This is a genomic window from Virgibacillus sp. LDC-1 (assembly GCF_030137545.1).
Taxonomy (GTDB): domain Bacteria; phylum Bacillota; class Bacilli; order Bacillales; family Amphibacillaceae; genus LDC-1.
The window spans coordinates 1-26,537 of the sequence record NZ_JARUVL010000015.1 but is presented as its reverse complement, the minus strand read 5'-3'; the positions used below and the strand labels follow the sequence as shown (position 1 = coordinate 26,537).

Genomic DNA, 26,537 nt, shown 5'->3' with positions numbered 1-26,537 from the left:
TACACCGCGAGGTACATTTCTTATAATATATAAAGAAGTAATCTGATTGGACCTAATATAAATAGTATTATTATCATCAATCAATAAATTTAAGTATATTAATTAAACCCTAAAACCCTATTTAAAATTAGCTAAGTATTTCGAATTTTTATTATACCATTTTTGAAGCGTCTATATCAGGCTGTATAAAAACTCCTAGTGTGTCTTTCATGGTTGGTGAATTATATTGTATCTTGCATAAGTTTAGTCAATTCACCGTGGACAAAGTTAATATTCAGCTGCTCATTTTGACTTACTTTAGTTCCAATAGGAATAAATAACGCATCAAATAAAGTACCTAAAGATCCCATTTCCTGTCAATGCTTCTTTTCCCGTATCATAAATGTCCACACTGCGAATTATTTCAATCGCATTCAACTACTATTCGTCAACGATCAAATCTATTTAGTAGCGCAAAAAAGAGCTTGAAAACCCATTAAATAAAGGTTTTCAGCTCTTCTTCTATTATTCCCACTCAATCGTCGCAGGCGGCTTCGACGTTACGTCATACACCACCCGATTAATATGAGCTACATCGTTGACGAGACGGGTTGAAATTCTTTCTAGTACATCCCATGGGATTCGAGCCCAGTCAGATGTCATGCCGTCAATCGATGTTACCGCACGAATGCCAATTGTGTAATCATACGTTCTTGCATCACCCATCACACCAACGCTTCGAATATTCGGAAGCACCGTAAAGTACTGCCAAATATCGCGGTCAAGACCTGCAGCGGCAATTTCCTCACGAAGAATTGCATCTGATTCACGAACAATCTCCAGTTTTTCTTCTGTTACCTCACCAAGCACTCGAATCGCAAGACCTGGACCTGGGAACGGCTGACGCCATACAATATGATCTGGAATTCCAAGCTGACTTCCAAGCTCTCTTACTTCATCCTTGAATAAAGTGTTTAGTGGCTCGATTAATTGGAATTGCATATCCTCTGGTAATCCACCAACATTATGATGGGACTTGATTGTTTGCGCAGTTTCCGTTCCACTTTCAATAATATCCGTATAAAGTGTTCCTTGTGCTAGGAAGTCAATATCCTTTAACTTCGCTGCCTCATCATCAAACACATAAATAAATTCGTTGCCGATTATTTTACGTTTTTTCTCTGGATCGTCTACGCCTTTTAGCTTTGAAAGGAAGCGATCTTTTGCATCTACCTTAATAACACGCATATGGAAATCATCACCGAATACTTTCATCACTTCGTCCGCTTCATTTTTGCGTAGTAAACCATGATCAACAAAAATACATGTAAGCTGATCGCCAATTGCTTTATGGATAAGTACCGCAACAACAGATGAATCAACACCACCACTTAATGCACATAATACTTTGCGGTCGCCGACTTGTTCTTGAATTTTCTTGATTTCCATGTCGATGAAGTTTTCCATTGTCCAGTCGCCAGCGCATTGGCATACATCAAATACAAATTGGCGGAGCAAGTGATTGCCGTATTCTGAATGACGAACCTCTGGATGGAATTGTACTCCATACAATTGTTTTTCCGTATTGCTCATTGCCGCAATTGGTGTAGAAGGACTCGTTGCATCGACACGGAAAGTCGCAGGCGCTTCTACAACTTTATCACCATGGCTCATCCATACCGTTTGCTGCTTTGGAGTGTTATCAAATAAAATTACATCTTCTTTTACATCAATTAGTGCTTTTCCATATTCGCGGTTTTTCGCTTTTTCTACTTTTCCACCATGATGCAGCGCCATTAGTTGCATCCCGTAGCAAATTCCTAACACTGGAATGCCTAGGTCAAAAATAGCTTCATCTGGACGAAAGCTATTTTCATCGTAAACACTGTACGGGCCACCAGATAGAATGATTCCTGTTGGATTGATTTTCTTTATTTCTTCCGCTGTTAGCTTGTGGGAATGAAGCTCACTATACACACCAAACTCACGAATCCTTCTTGTAATTAATTGATTATATTGGCTGCCAAAATCGAGAACTAAAATCATTTCGTTGTTGTCCATTGTATTGCTCCTAACTGAATGTATTTATAAAATAAATGAAACTATGTTAGCCATTTGTACCTCTTTCATAATGTGTAAATCACGCTGTTTCCGATAATTTCCGAAGCGCTTCAGCGTCATCTTGATTGAGACTAAAGCGAATTTGCCGATCAACTTTGGGGATTTCTTGATCGAGTTTAGGCTGTTCTCGATCGTTTGAGCGCTATTCTTGATCGAGTTCGGCCATTTCTTGATCGTTTCAGCCCATTTCTTGATCGAATTCGGCCATTTCTCGATCGTTTGAGCCCGATTCTTGATCGAATTCGGCCATTTCTTGATCGTTTCAACCCAATTCCTGATCGAATTCAGCCATTTCTTGATCGTTTCAGCCCATTTCTTGATCGAATTCGGCCATTTCTCGATCGTTTGAGCCCGATTCTTGATCGAATTCGGCCATTTCTTGATCGTTTCAACCCAATTCTTGATCGTTTCCGCGTTTCACGCCTATATTCGAAGCGTTATCCTTCGCTGGGTCTCGCCGCTTCCGTATCTTGAACATGGACTCCCGCTATCATCCAACCTGCTTCTCCACAGTTTTACACAAAACGCTGTGGAACATACTACTCACTAATTCGCGGGTCGCTCACATCGCATGCTTACATGAAAAAACCTGCATTTCTCTCTCTTTGCAGCTCTACCATACGGAAAAGTACAAAAAGGCAGAAATCCAGGTTTACTAAATCTAGTTATACCTAAATAAATCTGCCTTCATAGTCAGGGCATTTACGGCGCCCCGGTAGAGACTCTTGAACCTTATTATCAAGGATATACGAACGGCAACATATATTTTTTATAGCTTTTAATGCTACTTATTTTACTAACCAATGCAGGCTTGGTCAACCCATAATTCGTTTAATTAAATTTTTCCATAATTGTGTGATTTCTGTTGTGCTTTTATTTTTTTCATTATTATAAAGCATTCGTTCATATACATTCGTTAATTGCCCCATTGAATCTGTGTCATAGCGTATGTCAATTCGTTTTGCATATTCTCTTAGCGTCTGATCACTATCGCGTGGGATACCATTTCGTTTTAACAGCTTTAACAAATGATGATATGCTTCTTGGTAGGTTTGTGCGTCTGGATTTTGCATAAGCTTTCGTTCGATAAAAGCGGTCTGCAGCTGGAAACGGTGACGATATAACATAAATGTTACTCCGAGCAGCATAACAATCCCGGCATAAACAAACAGATTCATCGAGAATGGATTCTTTTCCTTCGTTGCACTGCTTGATGCTTCTACTGCTTTTTCTTCTTCTTTTTTCTTGATATTTTCTTGTTGTTCCTGAGGATTTGTTTCTGTTTCTGGTGCATCTAACGTATCATCTGTTGAACTTGTACCTGTACTAACATCAAATTCTGCTAAGTTAGAAAAGCCTTGTGTCGGTTCAAATGGTACCCAGCCAACCTTTGGAAAATAAACCTCTACCCAAGAATGGGCATTTTTGTTGGTGACCTCATACACGTCAAATTCCTTCCCGGTAGAGGCTCCCCTCTCGATGCGCTCCCCGCTTGTAAATCCTTTTACCCATCTTGCAGGAATTCCGAGTGTACGCAGCATTACTACCATGGAGGTGGAATAGTTATCACAATACCCGAGTTGCGAATCGAATAAAAACTGATCAACATAATCTTGATCCTTACTAGGAACTGGTACATCGCTAATTTGATAGACAAATCCATTCCTACTAAAATACTTTTCCACTGATCGTACTTTATCATAGCGATTATAGTCGTCACTTGTAATGTCCGCTGCTAGCTCATACACGCGATCTGGAAGCGTTTCTGGCAATTGCAGATAACGTTTTCGCATCTCTGCATCGCCCGAATCATTCGGAAAAGACTCCTTCATTAATTCTATTGGAAAAGAAGGGTGATTGTATTGCAGCTTGTAGCCTTTTAAGCTTATATCTTTACCATTTATTTGCGTTCGTGCTTCACCGAGCTCTTCATCTACTAGCAAACGTACATTAGTATCTACTTCCACCTTTTCCGTTCCATAAGGATAGAGCAGCTTTTTGATTTTTAATGGTTCTGCAAATTCAACTTCCCCTTCTAATGCTTCTGTTTCTACCTGCTGTGAAAAGGAGTTGTAAGAAAGGCTATTCGTTTGTTCCATGTAAGCAAGCTCCTCTGACCTTTCCCAGCCTTTTCCGGTATAAATATCCTTTGATTCGATTCGCCAATAATGCTTTTCATTCACTTTCGCTTGGAAGACAACGGTATCATCCTGTACAAATGATCCACCTAAGCGTGAATCGTCCTCACCATAACCAACCTTTTGTACCGTTCCTCCACTTCCATTCCCATATCCTGTTACCGCTTGGATATACGGGACCGGGTCAGACCATTGTGGGCCAAATTTTGGTGCGGAAACACCGATAATGGAAGCAGCTAAAACCGTTACAATTATCGGTATGATCCAGCGCGGATTTTTTCGCGCCCATGCATAGCGAATGCCTTCATCATAAAGTACACGAAAAAAGTTGGATAAGCCTAATGCAATAAATGCAAGGACAAATGGTCGAATAATCGATAATCCTACTTTATACGCTGTAAACGTATCTAGCACTGCCAAATAGATAAATGTCAATATTACAAAAAGTAGAATCCGTTTTACGACAACAAACCAATAATGAATTAAATAACTCATTAACCAAATAAGCACTAGAAATAGCGCGCTTCGAAACAGTGGCGTCAATTCATACCAGCGTTGCGAAAACAATGCTTCCACATTCCATTGAAAATCATCTACCATATAAAGCATCCAGTCCATGCTAAAAAAAGAAGACTCAAAAAACAGCGCCTGAATGATAAATAGCATTCCAAATCCTTTTAATAAAAAAGAGAGCCACCATCTCGTTTGCAGCAAGGATATAACAAAGCAAAACAACGCATAAACTAGGAACAAATTCATATTACTCGTGTCTGTAATTTGTCCAATCGGGTATAACCACTCTAAGAAAAGGAGCAGCCCTAAAACATACATTATGAAGGCATATAAAAATGGGATCTCGTTTTGATCTTGCTTCACCATGTATTCACCTCAATCGGACTTTGCAAAAGCTCTTTTTCCGTCAATATGTGGATATGGATATCCTGCAATTGGAGCTGTTGCACTGCGTTATATTGTTCATCTCGAATATTCACTTCCGCATCAATAAAGAAAACATGGACCTTTCGTTTTCGTTGCTTTATTTTTTGAAGAAAGCTTGATAATGCATGATCGAGATTGGTAGTAACAATTACAAGCGAATTGGTTCCCGGGATACGGACAAGCTCTTGTTTTAATTGCTCCGCAAAATGACGCTCTCCATTTGCTTCAATCCGAGTTAAATGCTGCTGAATGCCTTCGCGCTTTGTTGGATCGTGCTGCACGGGAAAGAAAACTGTTTCACTCGTAATGGATAGAAGCCCTACTTGAGAGGATTTTTGTTGAATCGCTCCGATTAAAGAAATCGTTAATTCGATTGCCGCTTCAAAAGCTAATGCATTGAATCGTTCATGATAACAGCCATCCAGCACAATTAACGTGTCTTCACTTTTTTCTTGCTCAAACTCCTTCGTCATTACCACATTTTTCTTCGCCGTTTGCTTCCAATCGATCCAAGAAAAACGATCCCCTGGAATATATTCACGAATTCCCGAGGCAACATTTGTATTCTTTAAATTAAATGCGAGTGAGGATGCTGTGCCTTGCTGAAAGCTTGTTAGTTTTTCTGCTAATTGCAGTGGTCGTTCATTTGGAAAAGCGATCAGCTCATCCTCCAATAAAAAAACATGCTCTTTTTTAACAAAGCCAAACACATCGCCAATCGATATCCGAATTGCTTGGAGCTGATGCACCCCTCGCGGAATATGCTGCAGTTCATACGAGAGACGAATCTGTCGACGGAACCACGGAAATATCATTTTTTTGATTCTGCGTCTTACTTGTAGTTTTTGTGGTTGATGCAAATACACATATTTTTCTTTGCGGGTATCCAGTTTATTTAACGTTGGAGGTAACAGTTCTTCACAAACACAATAAAATAGTGGAAAAGGAAGCTTTCGGGAGATCTGCACATGTATAGGTACATGACCTCCAGCTCTTACCATATGCTGCAATTGCTTTCTTTCCACCCGCCACCTTTTAATTGGATAAAAAAGTAATGCAAGATGATAGATGGATATAGGGAGAAAGCTATAAAATAAAAACCAGCTTGTAAATCCTCCTTGAAACATTGCAAACGAAAACAAAGCGATGATTAAAACGATATGAAGCACTAAACTCCCAACAAAGCGAAAATGGTCTTTCATTAACTAAATTCCTTTCGCACTGGGATATAAGTGTTTTTTACAATGCTTTGAATAACATCCTCGTTTGTTTTTCCTTCATACCGTGCATCTGATTGGACAATAATTCGATGTGATAGCACGAATGGAGCAAGATATTTTACATCATCCGGAATAACGAAATCGCGTCCGTTAATGTAAGCATATGCCTTTGCTGCTTTCATTAAGGCTATGGATCCACGGGGGCTAACACCTAGAAAGATAGATTCATGTGATCGTGTGCCTCGTACAAGCTGAACAATATACTGCTGTACATTTTGTTCCACATAAACACGCTGTACTTCCTCCTGCATCGCGACGAGCTCTTCCTTCGTAATCACAGCTTCAATTGTATGAATAGGGTGTTCTCTTGACATTCGCTCTAACATTTCAAGCTCTTCAGTCATGGATGGATAGCCCATATTCATTTTCAGCAAAAAACGATCTAACTGCGCTTCTGGTAGCGGATATGTACCTTCATATTCAATCGGATTTTGCGTCGCCATAACAAAAAACGGCTTATTCAGCTGCATCGTGTTCCCGTCCACCGTAATACTCCGTTCCTCCATTCCCTCTAATAAAGAGGATTGTGTTTTTGGAGAGGTACGATTAATTTCATCAGCTAACACGATGTTTCCTAATAATGGACCACCGCGAAATTCAAATTCCATTTCCTTTGGATTATAAATAGAGATGCCAGTAACGTCTGATGGGAGTAGGTCTGGGGTGAATTGAATACGTTTAAAATCACAATCAAGCGATTTCGCCAATGTACGGACAAGCATCGTTTTTCCAACACCTGGAACATCCTCCAGTAAAACATGCCCTTCTGCGAGGAGTGCAGTTAAGCTTAAGATGGCAATGTCTTCCTTGCCAATCATCACTTTATTTATATTTTTAATCACTTTATCTACTTTTTCATTATAAATCATGGTATCCTGCATCTTTATATCGGCCCCTTTAGTTTTCTATGAATCCCCGTTTCAAACATTCAAACAATTCTACTTTAACTATACTAAAAACCGTAAATGAATGAAAGAACTATCAAAAACTAGTATGCACCGTTCCGTAGATTTATATACTTCTACCGCAAGCAAGATTGATAGGTATTTAGAAAAGTGTGGGAAACTAGAATGAGGACTACCTGCACTTTGTTGGGTGGAGCTGGTTGAATCCGAGCGAGGGTGATCTCTTTTCGAGCGAGAACTACCCGAATTCGAGCGAGAATCCACTCCAAACGATCGAGAAACTACCCTAAACGATCAAGAATCCAACCCAAACGATCGAGAGCCAACCTAAACGATCAAGAGCCAACCTAAACGATCAAGAAACTACCTCAAATGATCAAGAATCCACTCTAAACGATCAAGAATCCACTCTAAACGATCGAGACTCCAACCCAAACGACCAAAAACTCCCCAAATTCGAGCGAGAACTATCCCCCAACAAAAAAAGGATTGATTCTCCTTTTCCAATCTCGAAAAGAAGAATCGATCCATTCGATAAAAACTCAGACTATCCCCTATCCCTGATGATAGGTTTGTTGTTTTTCAAAGTACGGATTTCCTTTCATCCCTACCCATATATCACTTTGCTCCATTTGGTAAGCAAGCTGCAGCAGTTGGTGCTCCATTCCTTTTGGTGCCATGAATTGCACACCAAGTGGGAGTCCTTCCTCTGATGTATACACTGGAACGGACATTGCTGGTTGCCCGGTTAAATTGGCAAGCTGTGTATACGGGGTATACGTCAAGCTTGGTAAAAACATATCCCAAATCACTTCCTGCTTTTTCACCGTATCTGATGTGGCGATTTCTTTCTGCAGTAGTGCTTCTGATTCTGGACTGTGCGTTAATTCACCAATCTTCGGTGCGGTATAAGCGGTTGCAGGTGTTACATAAAAGTCATACGTTTCATGAAAAGCAGCCATGTTTGCGGCCGCTACGTCCCATGAAGCTAGACTCGCTGAAAAGGCTGCCGCAGAAACGGATTTTCCTGCTTCGTTAAGCACCCATGTTTCGATTTCCACATCTTCTGCGGTAATACTTCGACCAAGTGATCGCTCTAAGCCTTCCACTAACGTAGCTATTTCTCCACTATTCATTAAATAATAGTCTTTCATAAGCTGGATGCCATCCACTCCGTTGTCCACTTCTTCCACAAGATGACCTTGTCCTTCTAACCAATGCAGCACTTTTTTAACCGCTCGTTTGGCATCCTCGGAAACAGGCGTCCCGACTGGCGAAGCTGTCGTATAACCAATGCGCAATTTTTTTGGCAATGGCTGCTCCAATGTTTGCTTATAGCCTGCGCGATATAAAGGCGTTTGAAAAGCTGCTGCAGGCTGAATAACTTGAAGCACATCAAGCAAGGCTGCGCTATCGCGAACTGTTCGACTAAGAACGAAATCGATTGATGCCCCGTGCCACTGTCTTCCTGTGCCAGGTCCTACTGGTGTTCTACCTCGTGTTGGCTTTAGTCCAAACAATCCAGAAAAAGATGCAGGGATACGAATCGAGCCTCCGCCATCACTTGCTCCGGCTAATGGTACAACACCAGCGGCAATCGCTGCGGCTGCTCCACCGCTTGACCCTCCTGGTGAATACGCTAAATTCCACGGATTCCTTGTTGGTCCATAGAGCTTTGGTTCGGTAATATTTTTCAAGCCAAATTCCGGGGTATTTGTATGTCCAAGCATAGAAAAACCCGCCTCTCTTATTTTCCGTACAAAATGAGAATCCTGCTCTGCGATTGAATGTTGAAAAAGCTTAGAGCCTGATGTAAGCAATTCCCCTTCGATCGCCTGCGAAATATTTTTCAGTAAAATTGGCACACCTGAAAATGGCGCATATGTAGGATCGATATTCGCTATCGCCTTCATCACCTGTTCCATCCGTTGATGTGTTACAGCATGAATGGAATCATTCACCTTGTCCAATTGCGCATATGCAAGTAATGCTAATTCCTTCGGCGTCGTTTCCTTTTGCTTAATAAGCTGTGCCATTGCTGTCGCATCTAATGATAAATATGTATTCTCATTCATTCTTGCTTCCTCCTCATCACACTGGCTTTAAATTAAGGGTTCTAGTCCAACACGTTCTCTCTATATTCCTAGTAGTCATCGTTATTTACGAATAAATTAACGTTACCCATCATAGGATATACGAATAATTCGATTTATGATACAAGTCTATTCTCCTACACGTAAATTTCTCTTAACAGACTTATCATAGCATTCAATTTTGACTAAGCAAAATGGGGTGGATACATGAATACGGAACCAGTGTTATCAGTGAAAGCATTAAAGACATATTTTTACTTAGAAAAAAAGCAAGTCGCTAAGGCGGTTGATGACGTTTCTTTAACGATACACCCTGGGGAAACTGTTGCCCTTGTTGGCGAATCCGGCAGTGGAAAAAGCATTACAGCATTATCTATTATGCAGCTGATTCAAAAGCCAGGAAAAATCGTGGACGGCTCCATTTACATGAACGGAAAAGCAATTCATAAATTAAGTCAAAAAAAGATGACTGCGATACGAGGGAATGAAGTAGGAATGATATTTCAGGAGCCAATGACGGCATTAAACCCTGTCTTTACAATAGGAAATCAAATAGCAGAAGTGCTACGGAAGCATCAAAAAATGGAAAAGCAAGAAGCACAAGCAAAAGCTATCAATCTATTAGAAACCGTAGGGATCCCACGAGCGGATAAGCTTATTAAATCCTATCCCCATCAGCTATCTGGTGGGATGCGTCAACGCGTTATGATTGCGATGGCGATCGCTTGTAATCCGAAGCTATTAATAGCAGATGAGCCAACAACTGCACTCGATGTCACGATTCAAGCGCAAATTCTAGATCTAATGGTTCGTATGAAAGAGAAGTTTAATATGGCATTGCTCCTCATTACGCATGACCTTGGTGTCGTATCTGAATATGCTGATCGCGTGCTTGTGATGTATGGCGGGCAGATTGTCGAGCAGGCACCTACATCGGAAATATTAAAGCATCATCGTCACCCATATACGAAAGGACTATTAAATAGTTTACCAAAGATCGAAGAAGAGGTTGACCGCCTCCACACCATTAAAGGAACCGTTCCGCCAGCATATGATTTCCCACAGGGGTGTCGTTTCTCGACCCGCTGCCCGTTTGTAATGGAGCGATGTAAGCAAGCAAATCCAGAACTCATAGACCTTGATAGAGACTATAGTGTCAGGTGCTTTTTATATGAGAATGGAGGAAATGATGATGCATGAGCTACAGAAAAATAAAACCGAAGCACGTTCCGATATTCTCTTAGATGTGCAAGCACTGAAAAAGTATTTCCCTATCAAAGAAGGGATTTTCAAGCGTACAACAGGATATGTAAAAGCCGTTGATGATGTGTCTTTTTTTATCCGCAATGGGGAAACCCTTGGGATTGTTGGTGAATCAGGATCAGGAAAATCAACGCTTGGCCGGGTTATCCTCCGCCTACTTGATCCAACAGCAGGAAAAATTTACTTTAATGGAAATGAGCTTGCCGCTTTAAAGCAACGAGCGGTTCGCAGTTATCGACGCGACATGCAAATTGTGTTTCAAGATCCGTTCGCCTCCTTGAATTCAAAAATGAGTATTGCTGAGCTAGTTGAAGAACCATTACTCATTCAAACCTCCTTTTCGAAAAAAGAAAGAAAAGAAAAAGCAATTGAGATGATCGAAAAAGTCGGACTACGTGCCGACGATCGCCTAAAATACCCCCATGAATTTTCCGGGGGTCAACGGCAGCGTATCAGTATTGCCCGTGCCCTAATTATGGAACCGCAATTTGTTATCTGTGATGAACCAGTTTCTGCATTAGATGTTTCTATCCAAGCACAAGTATTGAATTTAATGAAGGATTTACAGGATGATTTGGGACTTACGTATCTTTTCATTGCCCACGATCTAAGCGTTGTAAAGCATATTAGTGATCGTGTTGCAGTCATGTACTTAGGAAGAATCGTTGAAATAGCTACAAAGCATGACCTTTATAAGCAGCCCCTTCATCCATATACAAAAGCGTTGCTCGCTTCTATTCCAAAAGTCGAGCATCAACAGCCCATCCAACAAAAACGGGAAAAAATTATTTTGTCAGGGGATATGCCTAGTCCTGCAAACCCACCTTCTGGGTGTGCATTTCGCACAAGATGCCCAAGTGCCTTTGAACGCTGTGCTAAGGAGCGCCCTGTTTTACAGGATGTAGGAAATGGCCAGTTTGTTGCATGTCATTTATATACAAGCACAACTTAACTATTTGGTAATCAGCGATGGGAATATAAAGGCTCCAGTTACACTGCTTAAAGGAGGTGATCGTTGGATTCCATTCCTGGAGGCTTGATGTTCACCAATAAGATAAAGGGGGAATTTTATTGTTTCGTATAAGCAAGCAGCGATTATTACTCGTGTTTTTGTTTTTAGCACTCTTTATTACACTTATTGCCTGTAATGAGGAGACGAAAGAACCCGAAAATGAAAAGGATAAACAATCTGAAGCAACAGGCGAAAAGGATGCGAAGGAAAAGGATGAACCGCAAAAGGGTGGCACCATTGTTGGAGCGATGTACTCGGCACCAGCAGGTATGTTTAATCCTATTTTCTATGAAGAAGCATATGAAGCCAATGTCATTGATTTCGTGTATGAAGGATTAGTTACACAAAATGAAAGCTTGGAATTCACGTCAAATCTAGCAAAAGAATGGAAAACAAATGATGACCAAACTGAAATCACCTTTACATTAGAAGAAGGTGTCAAGTGGCATGATGGAGAGGAATTTACCGCAGAGGATGTTGTTTTCACATATAAGGCAATGGCTGATCCAGATTATGTGGCCTCTGGCGGAATTCGTACTGCCTATGTCATGCCACTACTTGGATATGAGGATTATGTAGAAGGAAAATCAAAGGAATTTAATGCCGTTGTCGCAGAGGATGATTATACGGTTACGTTTAAATTCGAAGAGCCGAATGTCAATCCGTTATATACGGCAAGCTTCTCCATTATTCCGGAACATATCTTCAAAGATATTCCTGTTGCTGACATGCCAAAGGCACCAGAATCCTTAGAAGCAGGTAAGATAATCGGAACAGGACCTTTTAAATTCACCGAAATGGTTGAACGTGAGCAATATATTCTAGAACGCCACGATGATTATTGGCAAGGCGCTCCTTATCTTGACAAAATCGTTTGGAAGGTTGTCGCACAATCTGTCATGACTGGTTTACTGCAATCTGGCGAATTAGACTTTATTGCTGATCCAAACGGAATTGCACCAGCTGATTATGATACCGTAAATGATTTTGGAAACATAAAAATTATTGAACAGGCTGACTTTGGATATCAGCTACTCGGCTTTAAACATAATCACCGTTCTGCTGAAGATGTAGAGAACGGCTTACTTGAGCCGGATAATTGGGTTCCTAATGAAAAGTTAAAGGATCCTAAAGTTCGTCAAGCGATTGCGTATGCTGTCAATCGTGAAGGATTGATTGAAGGTTTATTACATGGTCGCGGGCAAGTTATTAATTCCCCAATTGCCAAGCAATTTTGGGCATATGATGAGAACGCAGCCGTTAACTATACGTATGATCCAGACAAAGCAAAACAAATCCTCGATGAGCTAGGGTATGTTGATAAAAATGATGACGGCTTCCGTGAAGATCCAGATGGCAATGAGTGGGTATTAAATATGGATTATCCAACAGGAAATGAGCTTCGCGAAAAATCCGCGCCACTTATTGAACAAATGCTAGAAGAAGTCGGCATTAATATTAATCTTCGCCAGCCAAAGGAAATGACTGCCTATGTAGAAAGCCTGACAAATGATAATACAGACTGGGATCTATATTTACTCGGCTGGAGTCTAGGAAGTGCTGATCCAGATCCTACTGGTCTATGGTCACGGAGAGCACCGTATAATTTCTCACGCTGGAACAATGAAAAATCAGATGAACTGATTAAGAAAGCATTAAAAGCACCAGAAGCATTTGAGCAAGATTTTCGTACAGAAGTGTATGCGGAATGGCAAAAAACATTTTCGGAAGACCTTCCTGCAATGCTGCTTTATGCACAAAATAGCTTATGGGCATATAATGAGCGCTTAAACGGCATTGATCCACTACCATATTCGATGTACAATAATGCGCATTTATGGTGGGTCAAGGATGCAAAATAGCTTTTTCTAATTCACTAAGCTATCTTCCCGTTCTAACTTGAACGAAAATTACAGTGGGAGGCTGGGACAAAACAATTTTACATCTAAAAAATCCAAACGAAATATTGACTACAGTATTTAATTCAATTTAATGAATTTATCGGCAGTTGAAAGGGGTGAGACTCCTTGAAAAAGAAAAGCACTTTTTCTGCGTGCGAAGCGTCGCTGCCGAAGCATTCCTTGTCCTGTGGGAACAGCAACAGGGGAGCGCAGACTAAAACCGCTACATCCAATAGCAACGTCTGCGCTAGTACGTCCTGTACGTCGAAAAATCCACACGGAAAAGCGTATTTTCTTTTCCGTGTTAGTTGAGGCCGTGCCGCGGCAAAGAAGACACTGCGAAGTCTTTTTGAGCAGATGTCGCGCTTGTGCCTGTGGTGAAAGCGAACCCATTTTCAAACTAAAACGGATTTGTTCGGATTTTGATACCAATGCTTTTGTTTTGTCTCATCCTCTCCTCCTTACTAGGAGGCACTATTATGTACAAGTACATTATAAGAAGAATATTAATCTTTATTCCCATGCTTATCTTATTGACAATCATTGTTTTTGGATTAGCAAAGGCTGCCCCTGGTGATCCGTTTACTGGAAAAATCTTAGACCCTACTGTCGATCCGGCTGTTTTCGAAAAGCAACGCGAGGAATTAGGCCTGAATGATCCTATCCCAGTGCAATATGCAGCATGGGTGAGCGAAGTAGCAAAGGGAAATTTCGGTGAATCGATGTATTACAATGGACGGTCAGTACAAAGCCTGATTTCCGAGCGTGTCGTAAAAACTTTAAACCTCGGGCTTTTCGCCCTCGCGATCACATTAATTGTTGCGATTCCAATTGGAATGTATTCAGCACGTAATCCGTATTCCCTGCTTGATTACGGTGCAACGACTTTTGGGTTTCTTGGATTAGCGATCCCGAACTTCTTTTTTGGTCTTATTGCCATCTATGTTCTTTCCATCAATTTAGGCTGGTTTCCAGCTCAAGGAAGTATTACAAGTACAGAAGTAACTGGAATAAGTGCATTTTTTAATCGCATTCATCACATGGTATTACCCGGAATCACACTTGGACTAGCCGGAACTGCTAGCTACATGCGCTATATGCGCTCTGAGGTGCTTGATGTACTCGGAAGTGATTATATTCGAACTGCTAAAGCAAAAGGAATGACAGAGCGTAACGTGCTTTATAAGCATACATTACGAAATGCCATTATCCCCATTATTACGTTAATGGGCTTTGAATTTGGAGCGCTGTTAAGTGGAGCAATCATTACGGAACAAGTGTTTAGCTACCCAGGGCTAGGGACATTGTTTATTAATTCGATTACAAATCGGGACTATCCAGTCATTATGGCCATTAACCTCTTATTAGGGGTGACGATTTTAATTGGTAACCTGCTCGCAGATATATTTTACAGTATTGTCGATCCGAGAATTCGCTATGATTGAGGTGAATAAAGATGCAAGCTAATCATGGTCGACCAACTCCTTCTGTATCTTCACAAATTAAAAAGCCAAAAAGTCCATTCCAGCTCGCCTTACAACGTTTTTTAAAGAATAAGCTCGCTATTCTTGGGGTCATTGCAATGGTGCTCATTGTTCTCGCTGCTGTTTTTGCACCACAGCTTACTAGCCACGATCCTACGAAAGGAGACTTACTTATGGTGGAAAAGCCACCATCCTCTGAGCACATTCTTGGAACTGACAGCTCTGGCAGAGATAACTTTGCGCGCATCCTTTATGGTGCTAGAATCTCCTTAACGGTCGGCTTTAGTGCGATGCTTTTCACACTCGTTATTGGCGTTATATTAGGAGCAATTAGTGGTTACTATGGTGGAACGGTTGATAACATCATCATGCGTTTAGCTGATTTAGTATTGGCGCTTCCCTTTCTCGTCCTTGCCCTTACAATTATAGCCCTGTTAGAAAAAATAACGATCTCGATATTTGTCTTTGTTATTGCGATTACAACCTGGCCTACCTTAACGCGCATTGTTCGTGGCACATTTTTATCGCTTCGCGAGCAGGAATTTGTACTTGGCGCAAGAGCTATAGGTGCAAGTGATTTTCGCATTATCTTTAAGCACTTTATTCCGAATGCGATTGGCCCTATTATTGTTAATGCAACTTTAATGATGGCAACCATGATCATTATCGAATCTGGCTTAAGCTTTATCGGAATGGGGATTCCACAACCAACTCCCACGTGGGGCAATATGATATCAGAGGCGCAGAACATTCGTATTTTACGCGATCATCCAGAAGCTTGGATTCCCCCAGGTGTTGGTATACTCGTCACAGTACTTGCTATTAATTTCATCGGGGACGGACTACGTGATGCATTTGATCCAAAAAGCAATCGCCGATAATGGGGTTATGACTGGCATTGTTTAAAAAAATTGAAACTTCAACAACAACCCTTGACTGCCTATTGTAGTCAAAGGTTGTTGTTGCTTTTCACTCATATATCCCCATACTTTCTAGTGTAAAATAAACCTTTACCTTCCCTAAGCTTTCCTTTGTTAAGTGAACATCCTTTAGCTTTCTTGGCGACATTCCATTACGGAATAGTTCATTTTTAAAATTATAAATATCCACCTGCTTTTCAACCGCTGTTTCATAAGTTTTTCTTATTTCTTTTTCAATCTCCTCTTTGGCTTGTTTCACAATTTCTCGCTCTGACAAACTTGTGATTAAATCTTCCACTGAACCTTCTGCTTTAATTTCTATCTCAAAGATTGGAGCTGTTCCACCCCTTATTTGTTTTATCTTTGACTTTGGGCGTTCTACTTCTACACTACCAATTTTTTTGCCATCTTTTTCAAGCTTTAACGGACTCTTTTGAATATCTGCACCTACCCACTTTAATCCTGGTATTTCGTCTTTATCCAACCAATCCGTGTATTTACCGTCATATTCAATGGGAAATACTCCATTGATTTTTAGCGTCTTCTTCGTTTCATTTTGAACGACTGCTTCCGTCCAATCATCTCGATCGATAGATAAAGATGGAAGCAATGACGTACCACCTGGATCCTTGTAGATGGAGACAAAATTATACATCCGATTCGGTTTAATATAAGAGTATTCTTTATAAAAATCCTTTGGCTTATAAAGAATCGTATACAATGGCGGTGTATTAAAAAAACCTGGTATACTTAATAGCTCTTCAATCGGCTCCTTCGTTCCATACATCCATGCAGAATTACGAAATTCCCCACTTCTTCGCATCGATTGTTCGATCTTCTCAAGCCCGTTTTTTAACGCTGCTTCCGAATAGACGACTGCACCAACATGCCCCCAATTTAAAACCTGTTGCGACGTTTCAACTAGTTGATTAATTGCCTCATTCAACGTCGAACCACTACTTTTTCCAATATATATTGGTGCTGGCTGTGTTTGCTTTACGCCTTCCTGCTTGGCGACATTCGCAAAATCGAGAAGCTGAACATAAAGCTTATATTGATCATCCTTATAATCAATACCCATTACTGTTGCATAATCTACTTCCCCAATTTCCTTTTCATCCCAACAGCCTGCTAGCAGAAAAAATACACAAGCAACGATAAGGAGCTTTATCCATTGTATGATGCGCATTCTATTTCCTCCGCTTCGGTTTTCTAGTTGCGTCCTTAACCTTCAACATTTCTGCACGAGTCGTATCAGTTTCCACTGGCACTTTTACGAATCCTTTGAGTAGCCCTTTGATACTTAATGGAGCCAATGGACTTAAATAGGATATTCCAAAGGACTCCAGCTTGGCCAAGTATGCAATAATTAAAAACAAGCTTAAGAAAAATCCATACATGCCAAGTACTGCCGAAAATAGGATAACACCAAAGCGAAGCACCGTTGCTGTTCCAAAGAGCGACTGATTACCAAGTGTAAATGTTGCAACAGCAGTAATCGAGGAAATAACGAGCATCGTTGGCGACGTTAGTCCAGCTCGAATTGCCGCATCCCCAACAATTAATCCGCCTACAACAGCTACAGTTTGCCCAACCGCTTTTGGTAAACGGACACCTGCTTCTCTAAATATTTCAAACAAACTAAGCATGAGAATAAGTTCCACCGTTGTATTAAACGGGATACCAATTCTTGATGCAGCAATCGTTGCCAACAAAGGTAAAGGAATTTGATCAACATTATAAGCAGAAAGGGCCACCCAGAATGCAGGAAGAAAAATAGCAACAAACAATCCGGCTAAGCGCAGCAGCATTTCAAAGGTAGCATAGTAATATGGTGTATGTGCATCCTCTGATGTGCTTAAAAGCAACCCTAAATTTGCCGGTCCAATCAGAACACTCGGCAAATTATCCATAAAAATAGCAAATCTTCCTCTTGCCAGGCAGCTAATAACGCCGTCTGGTCGAGAGATGCTCTCCATTAATGGAAACAAGGAAATTTTCTTGTCCCCTAATAATTCGATAAGCTGGTTATCAGTAATTAAAAAATCAATATCAATTGCTTCAAGTCTGCGAGCTGCTTCATCGACAATTGCTTGATTTTGTATATCAGTCATATAAACGAGACTCACCTTTGTTTGGCTTCTACGACCAATAATAAAGGACTTCGTAACTAACGTATCTGTTTTGGCGCGTTTCCGAATCAAAGCGATATTCGAATCTAAGTCTTCAATAAACGCATCTCTCGGTCCGCGAACAGATACTTCAGTAATGGACTCTTCAGGTGAACGCTTTGGTGCGTCAGCTATATCATAAAAATAAATCGTATCATTAATTAAAATGGCAACATTTCCATCGAATACTTTTTGCTGCACTTTTTGCTCAATTTGTGGATTTTTATGCTTTTTACACTCTAATCGATTGGAACTATTTTGTTTTTTTAATCCTGCTTCACCATCATCACTATATAGCTTTTGTATATTCGGTAAAATACTTTTCAGTAAGGTGCTTGTGCTAATAAGCCCTTGTCCAAAAACAATAATCATCTGGACTGACTCTTGTTTACGATAAAGTGTCTGCTCTTCCACGCGGATATCTGTTGAGTGATTAAAAAATGATTGAAAATCCTCCACTCCGAGCGCCGTCCGTCTACCCTTCATAGGCTTTCCCCCTTTTATACTTCTTTACAAGGATTGCTAAAAACGCAGTAATTACAAATGCAATAATGGTACCTCCAGAATAAAAATATTTTTTTAGAAAAGATAAAAACATATCATCTGAGATAGGAACGAAAACCAGGAGAATAAAAGCGAAACAAACCAAGGCTTGCACAACGATTCGTTTCTTTTGTTTTTGGATTAGAAAAATATCGGTCATTAAATAAAGAAACAAGCTTAAGCGAATAAAACTACCAGCCAACCATTGGTATATCGAAAGAAAATCCAAATGATTAAAATACACACCAATGTGCAAGATTCGCCATTGCATAAAAGCTGGATATCTAATCTTCCCTGCCTCTAATGGTCCAAAAATTACTAAGCTACCAATCAACGGACCAACCGTTAATATGCATAACAGCGTACCTAATATAAATGCATGCTTAAAGCGAATCTTTTTTTCAATCCGATGTTGAAAGAAAATAATTAAAAAAAGCTCCGCTAATGATCCAAAAATATAAATCGTACCTATCCATACATCCTTCCATGTATTTTCCACAAGTACTGGGCGGAGGAGGAAATAGTATTTATCAGGCGTCGTTCCAAATGCTACAAAAATACCTAATAATATAACAACTGGAAGTAATACACCAGCACAAATGGCAATTACTTTCAGCTTTCCAGTCGATATATAAAGGGAAACGCCAAGCAGAAGTAGGGCGAGAACAAAGACTGGTGTTCGTGGTAAATAGGTTTGATGCGTCCACTTCACTGTGTCCATTAATGTACTCCAAGCGGAGATAAATAAATAAAAAAACACAACAAAAGCGATTACTTTGCTTAACCCTTTTGAATAGGATTTCTCTAGCCATTGAAACACCGACTCATTAGGTAAGTTTTTCGTAACATAGACGAGCATACCTAATAGAGGGATGCTTAGCAGGTACCCAATAATGACGCTAATCCATGCATCTCTTCCTGCCGCATCAATGAGCAACGGGATGACGAGCACATGATTACTTAAGCCAGCACTTAAAATGATAATGGAAAAAAACTGTGGAATTCGAATTTTGTTGGACATGTGACGCTATCCCCCAATAGATTACTTCTGCCTTAGCATGTGTGGAAAAACGTGGAGCTATGCATTCGTTTCGATTGTATAGATAGTTTTATGATGGAAGGTGAATCGAAACAAACGAATTCAGCCTAGCGCTATGAAAAAAGCTTGTAGAGAATGTACTCTCTACAAGCTTCGATTTAATACTGCTTCATATATTGTTCTCTTTCCCAAGGGTGGACGGTCGTGCGATATCCTTCCCACTCTATCTGCTTCGCCTCACAAAAGCGATTAAAAATTGTTTCTCCTAATGCATTGATGATAACCTGATTGTTTTCCAGTTTGGTTAACGCATCTGCTAGCGAGTGAGGTAATTGTCCAATCCCACGTTCCTTACGCTCTTCCTTCGACATCGCATAGATATTTTCCATGATTGGAAGAGGTGGCGTAAGCTTATTCCGGATGCCATCAAGACCAGCACCAAGCTGTACAGCCATTGCCAAATAAGGATTTGCTGCTGGATCGACACTTCTTACCTCCACACGTGTACTGTTCCCGCGGGAAGCTGGTATTCGAATCAATGGGCTTCTATTTTTCGCAGACCAGGCAACATAGCAAGGTGCTTCATATCCTGGCACAAGACGCTTATATGAATTGACCGTTGGATTCACAATTGCCGTAAAGCTTTCCACATGCTTCATCAGCCCAGCAATAAAGTATTTCGCCACATGGCTTAGACCCATCTCCTCTTCTGGAGCATAAAAAGCGTTCTTCTCATTTGCAAATAAGCTGAGGTTACAATGCATGCCTGAGCCGTTCACTCCAAACAACGGCTTCGGCATAAAGGTCGCGTGGAGTCCATGCTTCCGTGCAATTGTTTTCACGACGAGCTTAAAGGTCTGAATAGCATCACATGCCTTTAATGCATTCTGATATTTAAAATCAATTTCATGCTGTCCAGGTGCTACTTCATGATGTGAGGCCTCAATCTCAAAGCCCATTTCCTCTAGCTCTAATACAATATCCCTGCGGCAATTCTCCCCTAAATCTACTGGTGCTAAATCAAAATAACCGCCATGATCGTTTAAATCAAGGGTAGGCTCTCCGGTTGAATTTAATTTAAACAGGAAAAATTCTGGTTCAGGTCCAACGTTAAAATCGGTATATCCCATTGCTTCCATTTCCTTTAAGACCCGTTTTAAATTATTTCTAGGATCACCAGCAAACGGTTCACCACTCGGATGATAAATATCACAGATTAACCGGGCAACCTTTCCTTTTTCTGCTGTCCACGGAAAGATTACGAACGTATCTAAATCGGGATACAAATACATGTCTGATTCCTCGATTCGTACAAATCCTTCAATCGAAGAACCATCAAACATCATTTTGTTATCTAGCGCTTTATCTAGCTGGCTACTTGGAATTTCTACATTTTTTATCGTTCCAAATAGATCAGTAAATTGCAGGCGCAGAAATCGTACATTTTGTTCAGAAATTCGGCGTCTAATTTCTTCCTTCGTCATAAAATTCCTCCTCATATACTATGTTTAGACCTTAAAACAAAAATGCCTCCTTCTTCAATCGCTCTGCAATTGTCTGCATCATTCGTTGTTCTTCCTCCACACTATTCGCTTCGTAGGTTACCGAAAAACGCAAATAGCTTCCTGCATCATCCCAAGGTACTGTTGAAATGAGATGCTCTCGGATTAAGTATTCACTAACAGCTTCAGCAGTCGGGAAGCTTCTTCCATTCGCAAGCTGTTTAGGTGCATTTGTATAAAGAAAAAAGGAACCCTTTGGCTTTTGAACAGAAAAGCCAATATTATTTAATGTATCAGCAAGATATTTTTGGCGTCTTTCATATTTATCACGTATTCGTTCCGTTATTTCTGGATGAGATAACGCATATGTAGCCGCTTTTTGGATCGGAATAAATTGCCCTGAGTCACTATTATCCTTTATCGTTTGAAATGCCTTTACGATGCTTTCATTACCAGCAATAAATCCAATTCGCCAGCCCGTCATATTAAAGGACTTTGATAGCGAGTGTAACTCAACCCCCACATCCTTTGCGCCAGGAATAGATAAGAAGCTTAAAGGAGCAAGCCCATCAAAGACTAATGCACCATATGCAGCATCATGAACAACGAGAAATTGGTATTTTTTCGCATAGTAAATCACCTCTTCAAAAAATGATGCAGTTGCAACGGCTCCTGTTGGATTGTTTGGATAATTTATATACAAAAGCTTTGCTTTCTGTAGGATAGCAGGGTCGACTGTATCTAGTTTGGGTAAATAAAGATTTTCTTCTAAGAGCGGAAGATTTACTACTTCCCCACCACAATATTTTGTATGTGTAGCGATAACTGGATATCCCGGTGTTGGCATTAGGAGCACATCACCTGGATTTATAAAAGCCGTTGGTAGCATGGCAAGTGCTGACTTTGACCCAATAACATGATTTATTTCTAGAAATGGGTTTAGTTCTTTTACTCGAAATACCTCTGCCATATACTGTGCAGCCGCCTCCTGAAAAGCCTGAATTCCATTGTCAGCATAAAATCGATTTTCTGGCTTTTCCGCTTCCATTGCTAGCATACGAACAACAGCTTGATCAGCCATTTCATCTGGTTCACCTACACCTAGATCAATTAGATTCAGCTGCGGCTTTGCTTGGATTGCTTCCCGCTTCGCTCGCTTTATTTTTTCAAATTTATAAATATCCTCAGAAAGTCCAAATTGCTTGCCACCTATGCGGTCTGCAAAAAGAGTTTGAATGAACGGAGCTTGCATAATAAAACCTCCCAAACAGTCTGTCTCGTTGAAAATTATGTCACTCATCATACCATGTAGCTCAAGGGTTTTATTTGGATAAAACGGCATTCTTTTTGCATTAATCGAATAAATCCAAGCCTTGTAGTGAAATAAAAAACAGTCTTCTTTTACATCTATATGCAAAAGAAAACTGTATAAATGAAAAAATCATCGAAACTCAGAAGGATTTTTCCCAGTAACTTGTTTAAATTGTCTACTAAAAAAATGAATATCTTTATACCCTAAGGCAAAGGCTGTTTCTGTTACGGTCATTCCAGTATGATAAAGCAAATGCTCGGCACGCTTCACACGCGAACGAATAATGTGTTCTTTTACGGTACAGCCAATGAACTCCTTAAACTTTCGCGAAAAATAACGAGGCGATAATTGTGCTCGACTTGCAAGGCTATCTAAGGAATGGCTTTTACCAGGATGAAGTTGTACATAATTAGCTACCTCATAGATTGCCTGTTGAAGGCCTTTCCCTTCTTCCATCGGCAGCACTTCGTCTCCTTTTGTTTGCTCCTCACGCAACAATTGAATCATTAATTGCTTTAATATGAGCTTTGCTTCTATCTCCCAGCCATACTGCCTCAACAAAAACAAACGTACATATTTTGTGAGCATCGCCTCAAAAGCGATTCGATCATTAATCACATGATGTGCGTTAGGAATTTGACCCAGCTCTGTACGACGCAGCGTATCAAAATGAATATACGTTAAAACGAGCGGGGACTGTGGATGATGAGTGGCTGTAGGCATATCACCAGGACGAAACAAAAAACAATGCCCTGCTTGGACATTATATTCCTCGCCATGTAATTGGACAGTACCAGTTCCACTCCACACATAGAACAAATCATAATTCGCTAACGGATTAGGACGCTTCTTCCATTGCCATGTCGGCTCACAATGAATCGTTGCGACCGCTTGCTTTAACGTGAAATGCTCTGGATTAATATGTAACACCTTCAAAACTCCCGGTAGTTTGTCTTTTTCTTCGTTTGCGCTTCCCATTCACTTTAAACAAAGAAGCTATTATATCCTCTGGTGTGGATGTTGCTATTTTTTTAACCATTTTTCTGTGAGTAGATGAAAGGTTTCATTACGTGTAAATATGATATACCAAAGAATCATTCCTAATCCTACTGTCATCACGCGTGGCTGTCCATTTTCATATACTTGGATAGGAATGACACAAAGAAATACGGTTAATCCCAATGCAATTGCTAGCACTTCGATATAGAAGCGTAATTTCATTAGATCCAAATGCCTTCCACTCCTTTTTACTCATCCCATATACATCTATATTTAATTATGTGCTAAAATCCCAAAACATTCCAGTAGTAATTTGATAATTTTATGAAAAAGGGATCAGCTTTTTAGAGTGATCCCTTTTCTTTACTATCTCTATTCATGTAACTGTAAAACTTGTGGCGCTTCTCCTTTTTTATTCATGAGCTGAATTTGTTTAGGCTCTATTTCTAAGACAACAAAATTCTCATCCGTTGGACCATCAAACCAATTCTCCATATAATCATTCCATAATTTATCCTTTAATTCCTGAGATGTATTAATCGTTGCTTTTCCTTCATATTCCACATAATCATCTCCAAACCCTTCTCCTTCATAGCCAAGAAGCACATGTACATATGGATTTTCTTCTATTTCTTCTGTTTTATCTGTTGCTTTACTTGTCGCCGTGTAAAGCTTTAAGTCCTGATGCTGAAATGTCATATAACGTGTAAATGGTTTATTTTGCTTAACGGTTGCTAATGTTCCTACATAGCTCTCATCCATAATTTTTTCAATACTCGCTTTTAAACTTTGTTGATCCATGTTTTCAGCTCCTTTTTCAGTGTTTCACTAGTAGTATTCCTTTCTGCCTCTATGCTAAACATTGCCTACAATGGTTCGTGTATAGAAGAAAGGATTGGGATTTTATTCCACGTATAGGTAAAACGATATGACTCCACGCTATGAAAAGGCAGTTGAATAAGGAGGAACAACGATGGATATGTATGATGAAGAAGCAGTAAATTATTTTGATCAATCAATTTTAGACTACAAGCAAGGGAGTAATCGTCTTCATAAGCGCATGCCGGAAATGGTGCAAGGATACTTTAATTTTACAGAAGCTTGCTTTAAGGAAGGAACCATATCGAAAAAGCAAAAACAGCTCATTGCAGTTGGCATTAGCATCTATGCGCAGGATGAATATTGCATCATGTACCATACAAAAGGCGCAATCGAAAACGGTGCAACAGAGGATGAATTAATGGAAACGATTGCGATTAGTGCTGCCCTTGGCGGTGGAGCAGCATTTTCACAAGGAGTCACCTTAGCATTAGATACGTATGATCATTACAACCAAACTCCACATTAAACCAAAAACAACTACCCATCCTCTTAGAGAAGGGTAGTTGTTTTAACAATCACCTTCCACAACCAAATCAACGGACAAACACTTTACTGCCGAATAGCAGCTTAGATCAACTAAAATACACTCCTTCGTTTTTGTCACAGCGTCTACCTCACAAATTCGTGCATCCTCTACACAATCTGTTTCCTCATCAATCAGACTTATATTCGGCTTTAAAAGCTGGAGCACCGCACAATTCTTCTTGCAATCTACCTTAACCACTTTAAAAAACACGGTAACAAAACAGTCCTCACTCCCGATATTACCCCATGTATAAAACGGATTACCATAAGGCGTTTGGAGCATGATTGGAACGGTATTCTGCATCAGTCTTTTATTTACTTGTCTTAACGAACAAAGCTGCTCACCGTGCAAGCTAATTCCTCTTTGTTTATTTACAATATCAAGCAATAATTCACAAATGCATGGGTGACAATGACATTCTTTACCCTTTTCTTTTTTTTCATCTTCTTTATGATGCTCTTGTTTTTCATACTTCTCGTTTTCTAATTGACTCGACTCCAATTCATTTAGTTCTTCCTCACGCACGCTTGCTCACCCCAATCAAAAATACAGTATATAGTAGCATATTAATTCACGCATTTTCGGTATGGGTTATTACCTCTATTTATGATAAATAAGGCAGTAGTGGATTTTTCAAAAATGACTTGCGACTGCAATGAGTCCTACATAGTATAGGTATATAGATACGTAGAATGTGGGGTGAAATTATGTGTCCAAAGTGCAAATGCACAGAATGCTGCTGTGTTGGTCCACCAGGAAAACGAGGAAAAAAAGGAGCACAAGGTCCAGCTGGTCCTAAAGGACGACCTGGAAATCGTGGACCACAAGGACCGGAAGGGAAACCTGGACCACAAGGAAAACCTGGGCCACCGGGACCACCAGGACCGCCTGGACCACCTGGACCACCGGCTCCACCAAAGCCCCTTTGTTGTCGTTTATTGCTTGAGCACGCTACCCAACTCATTCCTCCTGCAATTGTTGGGAGCACAAAGGTTAAAAAAACAATAACTGCACAGATTGCAAAAGTATGTGATGAAGTGGTTGTTATTTGCGGCATATTGAAAAAAGAGATTGGTTATGAAGCACTCATTGATGGTAGCATCAAACCACACACAATCTATGACGAAGTTCCTTTTTCTTGTATTATTGATCGAGATGACATTAAAGCACACGATACCTTTAGGATTGAACAAATGGAAATCCTGTGTGAGGTTAGCAATCAGGAAGCGAACTTCTCATGGAAGGAAACAATAGAAAAAAAGGTTGCCTTTCGATTCATCGAAAAAGATGTCATCAAAATTTGCATCAAAAAGATAAACGCTAAACCGCATATCGATAAAAATGAGCCCCTTTAAATGACCTTCTACAGACTTTAACCGTAAAGTAAAACAAGTATATAAGGCAAGTAACTATCCGCCCGTAAAACGGGCGGTTTTAGTTTCGCCCTATAAGGGCACTTTACCAACGAGGCCCCTAAAGGGGCTTCGAAATTGACCGTCAACCGTTTATATTCCTATCTATTTTTTAA

21 protein-coding genes and 1 riboswitch are annotated in these 26,537 nt (G+C 40.2%); of the genes, 7 read left to right on the top strand and 14 right to left on the bottom strand.

What is annotated here, in order from left to right:
* Positions 1–504: 504 nt before the first annotated feature.
* The 5 genes from guaA to QBK89_RS12220 all read right to left on the bottom strand — a co-directional run bounded on the left by guaA (position 505) and on the right by QBK89_RS12220 (position 9,437).
* Positions 505–2,040: a glutamine-hydrolyzing GMP synthase gene (gene guaA, locus QBK89_RS12240; RefSeq protein WP_284141344.1), complete on the bottom strand. Its 1,536-nt coding sequence runs from the start codon at positions 2,038–2,040 to the stop codon at positions 505–507.
* 730 nt (positions 2,041–2,770) lie between these two features.
* A riboswitch (purine riboswitch) is annotated at positions 2,771–2,872 on the bottom strand.
* A 43-nt stretch (positions 2,873–2,915) separates the two neighbouring features.
* Positions 2,916–5,117 (bottom strand): transglutaminase TgpA family protein, encoded by a 2,202-nt coding sequence (locus QBK89_RS12235; RefSeq protein ID WP_284141343.1) that lies wholly within the window; start codon positions 5,115–5,117, stop codon positions 2,916–2,918.
* On the bottom strand, positions 5,111–6,379 hold the full coding sequence (locus QBK89_RS12230; protein ID WP_284141342.1) for a DUF58 domain-containing protein: 1,269 nt from the start codon (positions 6,377–6,379) through the stop codon (positions 5,111–5,113). The genes QBK89_RS12235 and QBK89_RS12230 overlap by 7 nt, the downstream gene beginning before the upstream one ends.
* Positions 6,379–7,338, bottom strand: a complete 960-nt coding sequence (locus QBK89_RS12225) for an AAA family ATPase (RefSeq protein WP_284141341.1) — start codon at positions 7,336–7,338, stop codon at positions 6,379–6,381. The genes QBK89_RS12230 and QBK89_RS12225 overlap by 1 nt, the downstream gene beginning before the upstream one ends.
* Positions 7,339–7,916: 578 nt before the next feature.
* Positions 7,917–9,437 carry an amidase gene (locus QBK89_RS12220; protein WP_284141340.1) on the bottom strand — a complete coding sequence of 507 codons (1,521 nt, stop codon included), beginning with the start codon at positions 9,435–9,437 and terminating at the stop codon, positions 7,917–7,919.
* 225 nt (positions 9,438–9,662) lie between these two features.
* Here QBK89_RS12220 and QBK89_RS12215 point away from each other — a divergent pair, with 225 nt between their 5' ends.
* The 5 genes from QBK89_RS12215 to opp4C all read left to right on the top strand — a co-directional run bounded on the left by QBK89_RS12215 (position 9,663) and on the right by opp4C (position 15,996).
* Positions 9,663–10,655, top strand: a complete 993-nt coding sequence (locus tag QBK89_RS12215; RefSeq protein WP_284141339.1) for an ABC transporter ATP-binding protein — start codon at positions 9,663–9,665, stop codon at positions 10,653–10,655.
* Positions 10,633–11,670, top strand: a complete 1,038-nt coding sequence (locus QBK89_RS12210; protein WP_284141384.1) for an ABC transporter ATP-binding protein — start codon at positions 10,633–10,635, stop codon at positions 11,668–11,670. The genes QBK89_RS12215 and QBK89_RS12210 overlap by 23 nt, the downstream gene beginning before the upstream one ends.
* Positions 11,671–11,789: 119 nt before the next feature.
* Positions 11,790–13,592 (top strand): peptide-binding protein, encoded by a 1,803-nt coding sequence (locus tag QBK89_RS12205; RefSeq protein ID WP_284141338.1) that lies wholly within the window; start codon positions 11,790–11,792, stop codon positions 13,590–13,592.
* A 518-nt stretch (positions 13,593–14,110) separates the two neighbouring features.
* On the top strand, positions 14,111–15,076 hold the full coding sequence (locus QBK89_RS12200) for an ABC transporter permease (RefSeq protein ID WP_284141337.1): 966 nt from the start codon (positions 14,111–14,113) through the stop codon (positions 15,074–15,076).
* Between the two features lie 11 nt (positions 15,077–15,087).
* Positions 15,088–15,996 carry an oligopeptide ABC transporter permease gene (opp4C, locus tag QBK89_RS12195; protein WP_284141336.1) on the top strand — a complete coding sequence of 303 codons (909 nt, stop codon included), beginning with the start codon at positions 15,088–15,090 and terminating at the stop codon, positions 15,994–15,996.
* Between the two features lie 88 nt (positions 15,997–16,084).
* On the opposite strand, the gene QBK89_RS12190 is transcribed toward opp4C, so the two are convergent.
* From QBK89_RS12190 to QBK89_RS12155, 8 genes are all read right to left on the bottom strand, one after another.
* Entirely contained in the window at positions 16,085–17,224 is a 1,140-nt protein-coding gene (locus QBK89_RS12190; RefSeq protein ID WP_284141335.1) for a Ger(x)C family spore germination protein, read from the bottom strand.
* A gap of 1 nt (position 17,225) precedes the next feature.
* On the bottom strand, positions 17,226–18,692 hold the full coding sequence (locus QBK89_RS12185) for a spore germination protein (RefSeq protein ID WP_284141334.1): 1,467 nt from the start codon (positions 18,690–18,692) through the stop codon (positions 17,226–17,228).
* Entirely contained in the window at positions 18,682–19,770 is a 1,089-nt protein-coding gene (locus QBK89_RS12180; RefSeq protein WP_284141333.1) for a GerAB/ArcD/ProY family transporter, read from the bottom strand. Before QBK89_RS12180 ends, QBK89_RS12185 begins: the two co-directional genes overlap by 11 nt.
* 176 nt (positions 19,771–19,946) lie before the next feature.
* Positions 19,947–21,272, bottom strand: a complete 1,326-nt coding sequence (gene glnA, locus QBK89_RS12175; protein ID WP_284141332.1) for a type I glutamate--ammonia ligase — start codon at positions 21,270–21,272, stop codon at positions 19,947–19,949.
* 31 nt (positions 21,273–21,303) lie between these two features.
* Positions 21,304–22,542 (bottom strand): LL-diaminopimelate aminotransferase, encoded by a 1,239-nt coding sequence (locus QBK89_RS12170; protein ID WP_284141331.1) that lies wholly within the window; start codon positions 22,540–22,542, stop codon positions 21,304–21,306.
* A 189-nt stretch (positions 22,543–22,731) separates the two neighbouring features.
* Positions 22,732–23,532: an AraC family transcriptional regulator gene (locus QBK89_RS12165; protein WP_284141330.1), complete on the bottom strand. Its 801-nt coding sequence runs from the start codon at positions 23,530–23,532 to the stop codon at positions 22,732–22,734.
* A gap of 93 nt (positions 23,533–23,625) precedes the next feature.
* On the bottom strand, positions 23,626–23,832 hold the full coding sequence (locus QBK89_RS12160; RefSeq protein WP_284141329.1) for a hypothetical protein: 207 nt from the start codon (positions 23,830–23,832) through the stop codon (positions 23,626–23,628).
* Between the two features lie 141 nt (positions 23,833–23,973).
* On the bottom strand, positions 23,974–24,402 hold the full coding sequence (locus QBK89_RS12155) for a pyridoxamine 5'-phosphate oxidase family protein (protein WP_284141328.1): 429 nt from the start codon (positions 24,400–24,402) through the stop codon (positions 23,974–23,976).
* 178 nt (positions 24,403–24,580) lie between these two features.
* Between QBK89_RS12155 and QBK89_RS12150 the strand changes: the two genes are divergently transcribed.
* A complete protein-coding gene (locus QBK89_RS12150; protein ID WP_443089785.1) occupies positions 24,581–24,949 on the top strand; it encodes a carboxymuconolactone decarboxylase family protein in 369 nt (122 codons plus the stop codon).
* A gap of 42 nt (positions 24,950–24,991) precedes the next feature.
* On the opposite strand, the gene QBK89_RS12145 is transcribed toward QBK89_RS12150, so the two are convergent.
* Complete coding sequence (locus QBK89_RS12145) at positions 24,992–25,534, bottom strand: CotY/CotZ family spore coat protein (protein ID WP_284141326.1); 543 nt, start codon at positions 25,532–25,534, stop codon at positions 24,992–24,994.
* A gap of 182 nt (positions 25,535–25,716) precedes the next feature.
* On the opposite strand from QBK89_RS12145, the gene QBK89_RS12140 reads away from it, so the two are divergent.
* The gene (locus tag QBK89_RS12140; protein WP_284141325.1) at positions 25,717–26,364 is read left to right on the top strand and encodes a collagen-like triple helix repeat-containing protein; all 648 of its coding nucleotides are present in this window, start codon (positions 25,717–25,719) and stop codon (positions 26,362–26,364) included.
* Positions 26,365–26,537: the final 173 nt, after the last annotated feature.

Bases quoted from the DNA above. Each gene is read 5' to 3' on its own strand.
- guaA (WP_284141344.1), bottom strand. From the start codon at position 2,040: ATGGACAACAACGAAATGATTTTAGTTCTCGATTTTGGCAGCCAATAT.
- QBK89_RS12235 (WP_284141343.1), bottom strand. From the start codon at position 5,117: ATGGTGAAGCAAGATCAAAACGAGATCCCATTTTTATATGCCTTCATA.
- QBK89_RS12230 (WP_284141342.1), bottom strand. From the start codon at position 6,379: ATGAAAGACCATTTTCGCTTTGTTGGGAGTTTAGTGCTTCATATCGTT.
- QBK89_RS12225 (WP_284141341.1), bottom strand. From the start codon at position 7,338: ATGCAGGATACCATGATTTATAATGAAAAAGTAGATAAAGTGATTAAA.
- QBK89_RS12220 (WP_284141340.1), bottom strand. From the start codon at position 9,437: ATGAATGAGAATACATATTTATCATTAGATGCGACAGCAATGGCACAG.
- QBK89_RS12215 (WP_284141339.1), top strand. From the start codon at position 9,663: ATGAATACGGAACCAGTGTTATCAGTGAAAGCATTAAAGACATATTTT.
- QBK89_RS12210 (WP_284141384.1), top strand. From the start codon at position 10,633: ATGGAGGAAATGATGATGCATGAGCTACAGAAAAATAAAACCGAAGCA.
- QBK89_RS12200 (WP_284141337.1), top strand. From the start codon at position 14,111: ATGTACAAGTACATTATAAGAAGAATATTAATCTTTATTCCCATGCTT.
- opp4C (WP_284141336.1), top strand. From the start codon at position 15,088: ATGCAAGCTAATCATGGTCGACCAACTCCTTCTGTATCTTCACAAATT.
- QBK89_RS12190 (WP_284141335.1), bottom strand. From the start codon at position 17,224: ATGCGCATCATACAATGGATAAAGCTCCTTATCGTTGCTTGTGTATTT.
- QBK89_RS12185 (WP_284141334.1), bottom strand. From the start codon at position 18,692: ATGAAGGGTAGACGGACGGCGCTCGGAGTGGAGGATTTTCAATCATTT.
- QBK89_RS12180 (WP_284141333.1), bottom strand. From the start codon at position 19,770: ATGTCCAACAAAATTCGAATTCCACAGTTTTTTTCCATTATCATTTTA.
- glnA (WP_284141332.1), bottom strand. From the start codon at position 21,272: ATGACGAAGGAAGAAATTAGACGCCGAATTTCTGAACAAAATGTACGA.
- QBK89_RS12170 (WP_284141331.1), bottom strand. From the start codon at position 22,542: ATGCAAGCTCCGTTCATTCAAACTCTTTTTGCAGACCGCATAGGTGGC.
- QBK89_RS12155 (WP_284141328.1), bottom strand. From the start codon at position 24,402: ATGGATCAACAAAGTTTAAAAGCGAGTATTGAAAAAATTATGGATGAG.
- QBK89_RS12150 (WP_443089785.1), top strand. From the start codon at position 24,581: ATGTATGATGAAGAAGCAGTAAATTATTTTGATCAATCAATTTTAGAC.
- QBK89_RS12140 (WP_284141325.1), top strand. From the start codon at position 25,717: ATGTGTCCAAAGTGCAAATGCACAGAATGCTGCTGTGTTGGTCCACCA.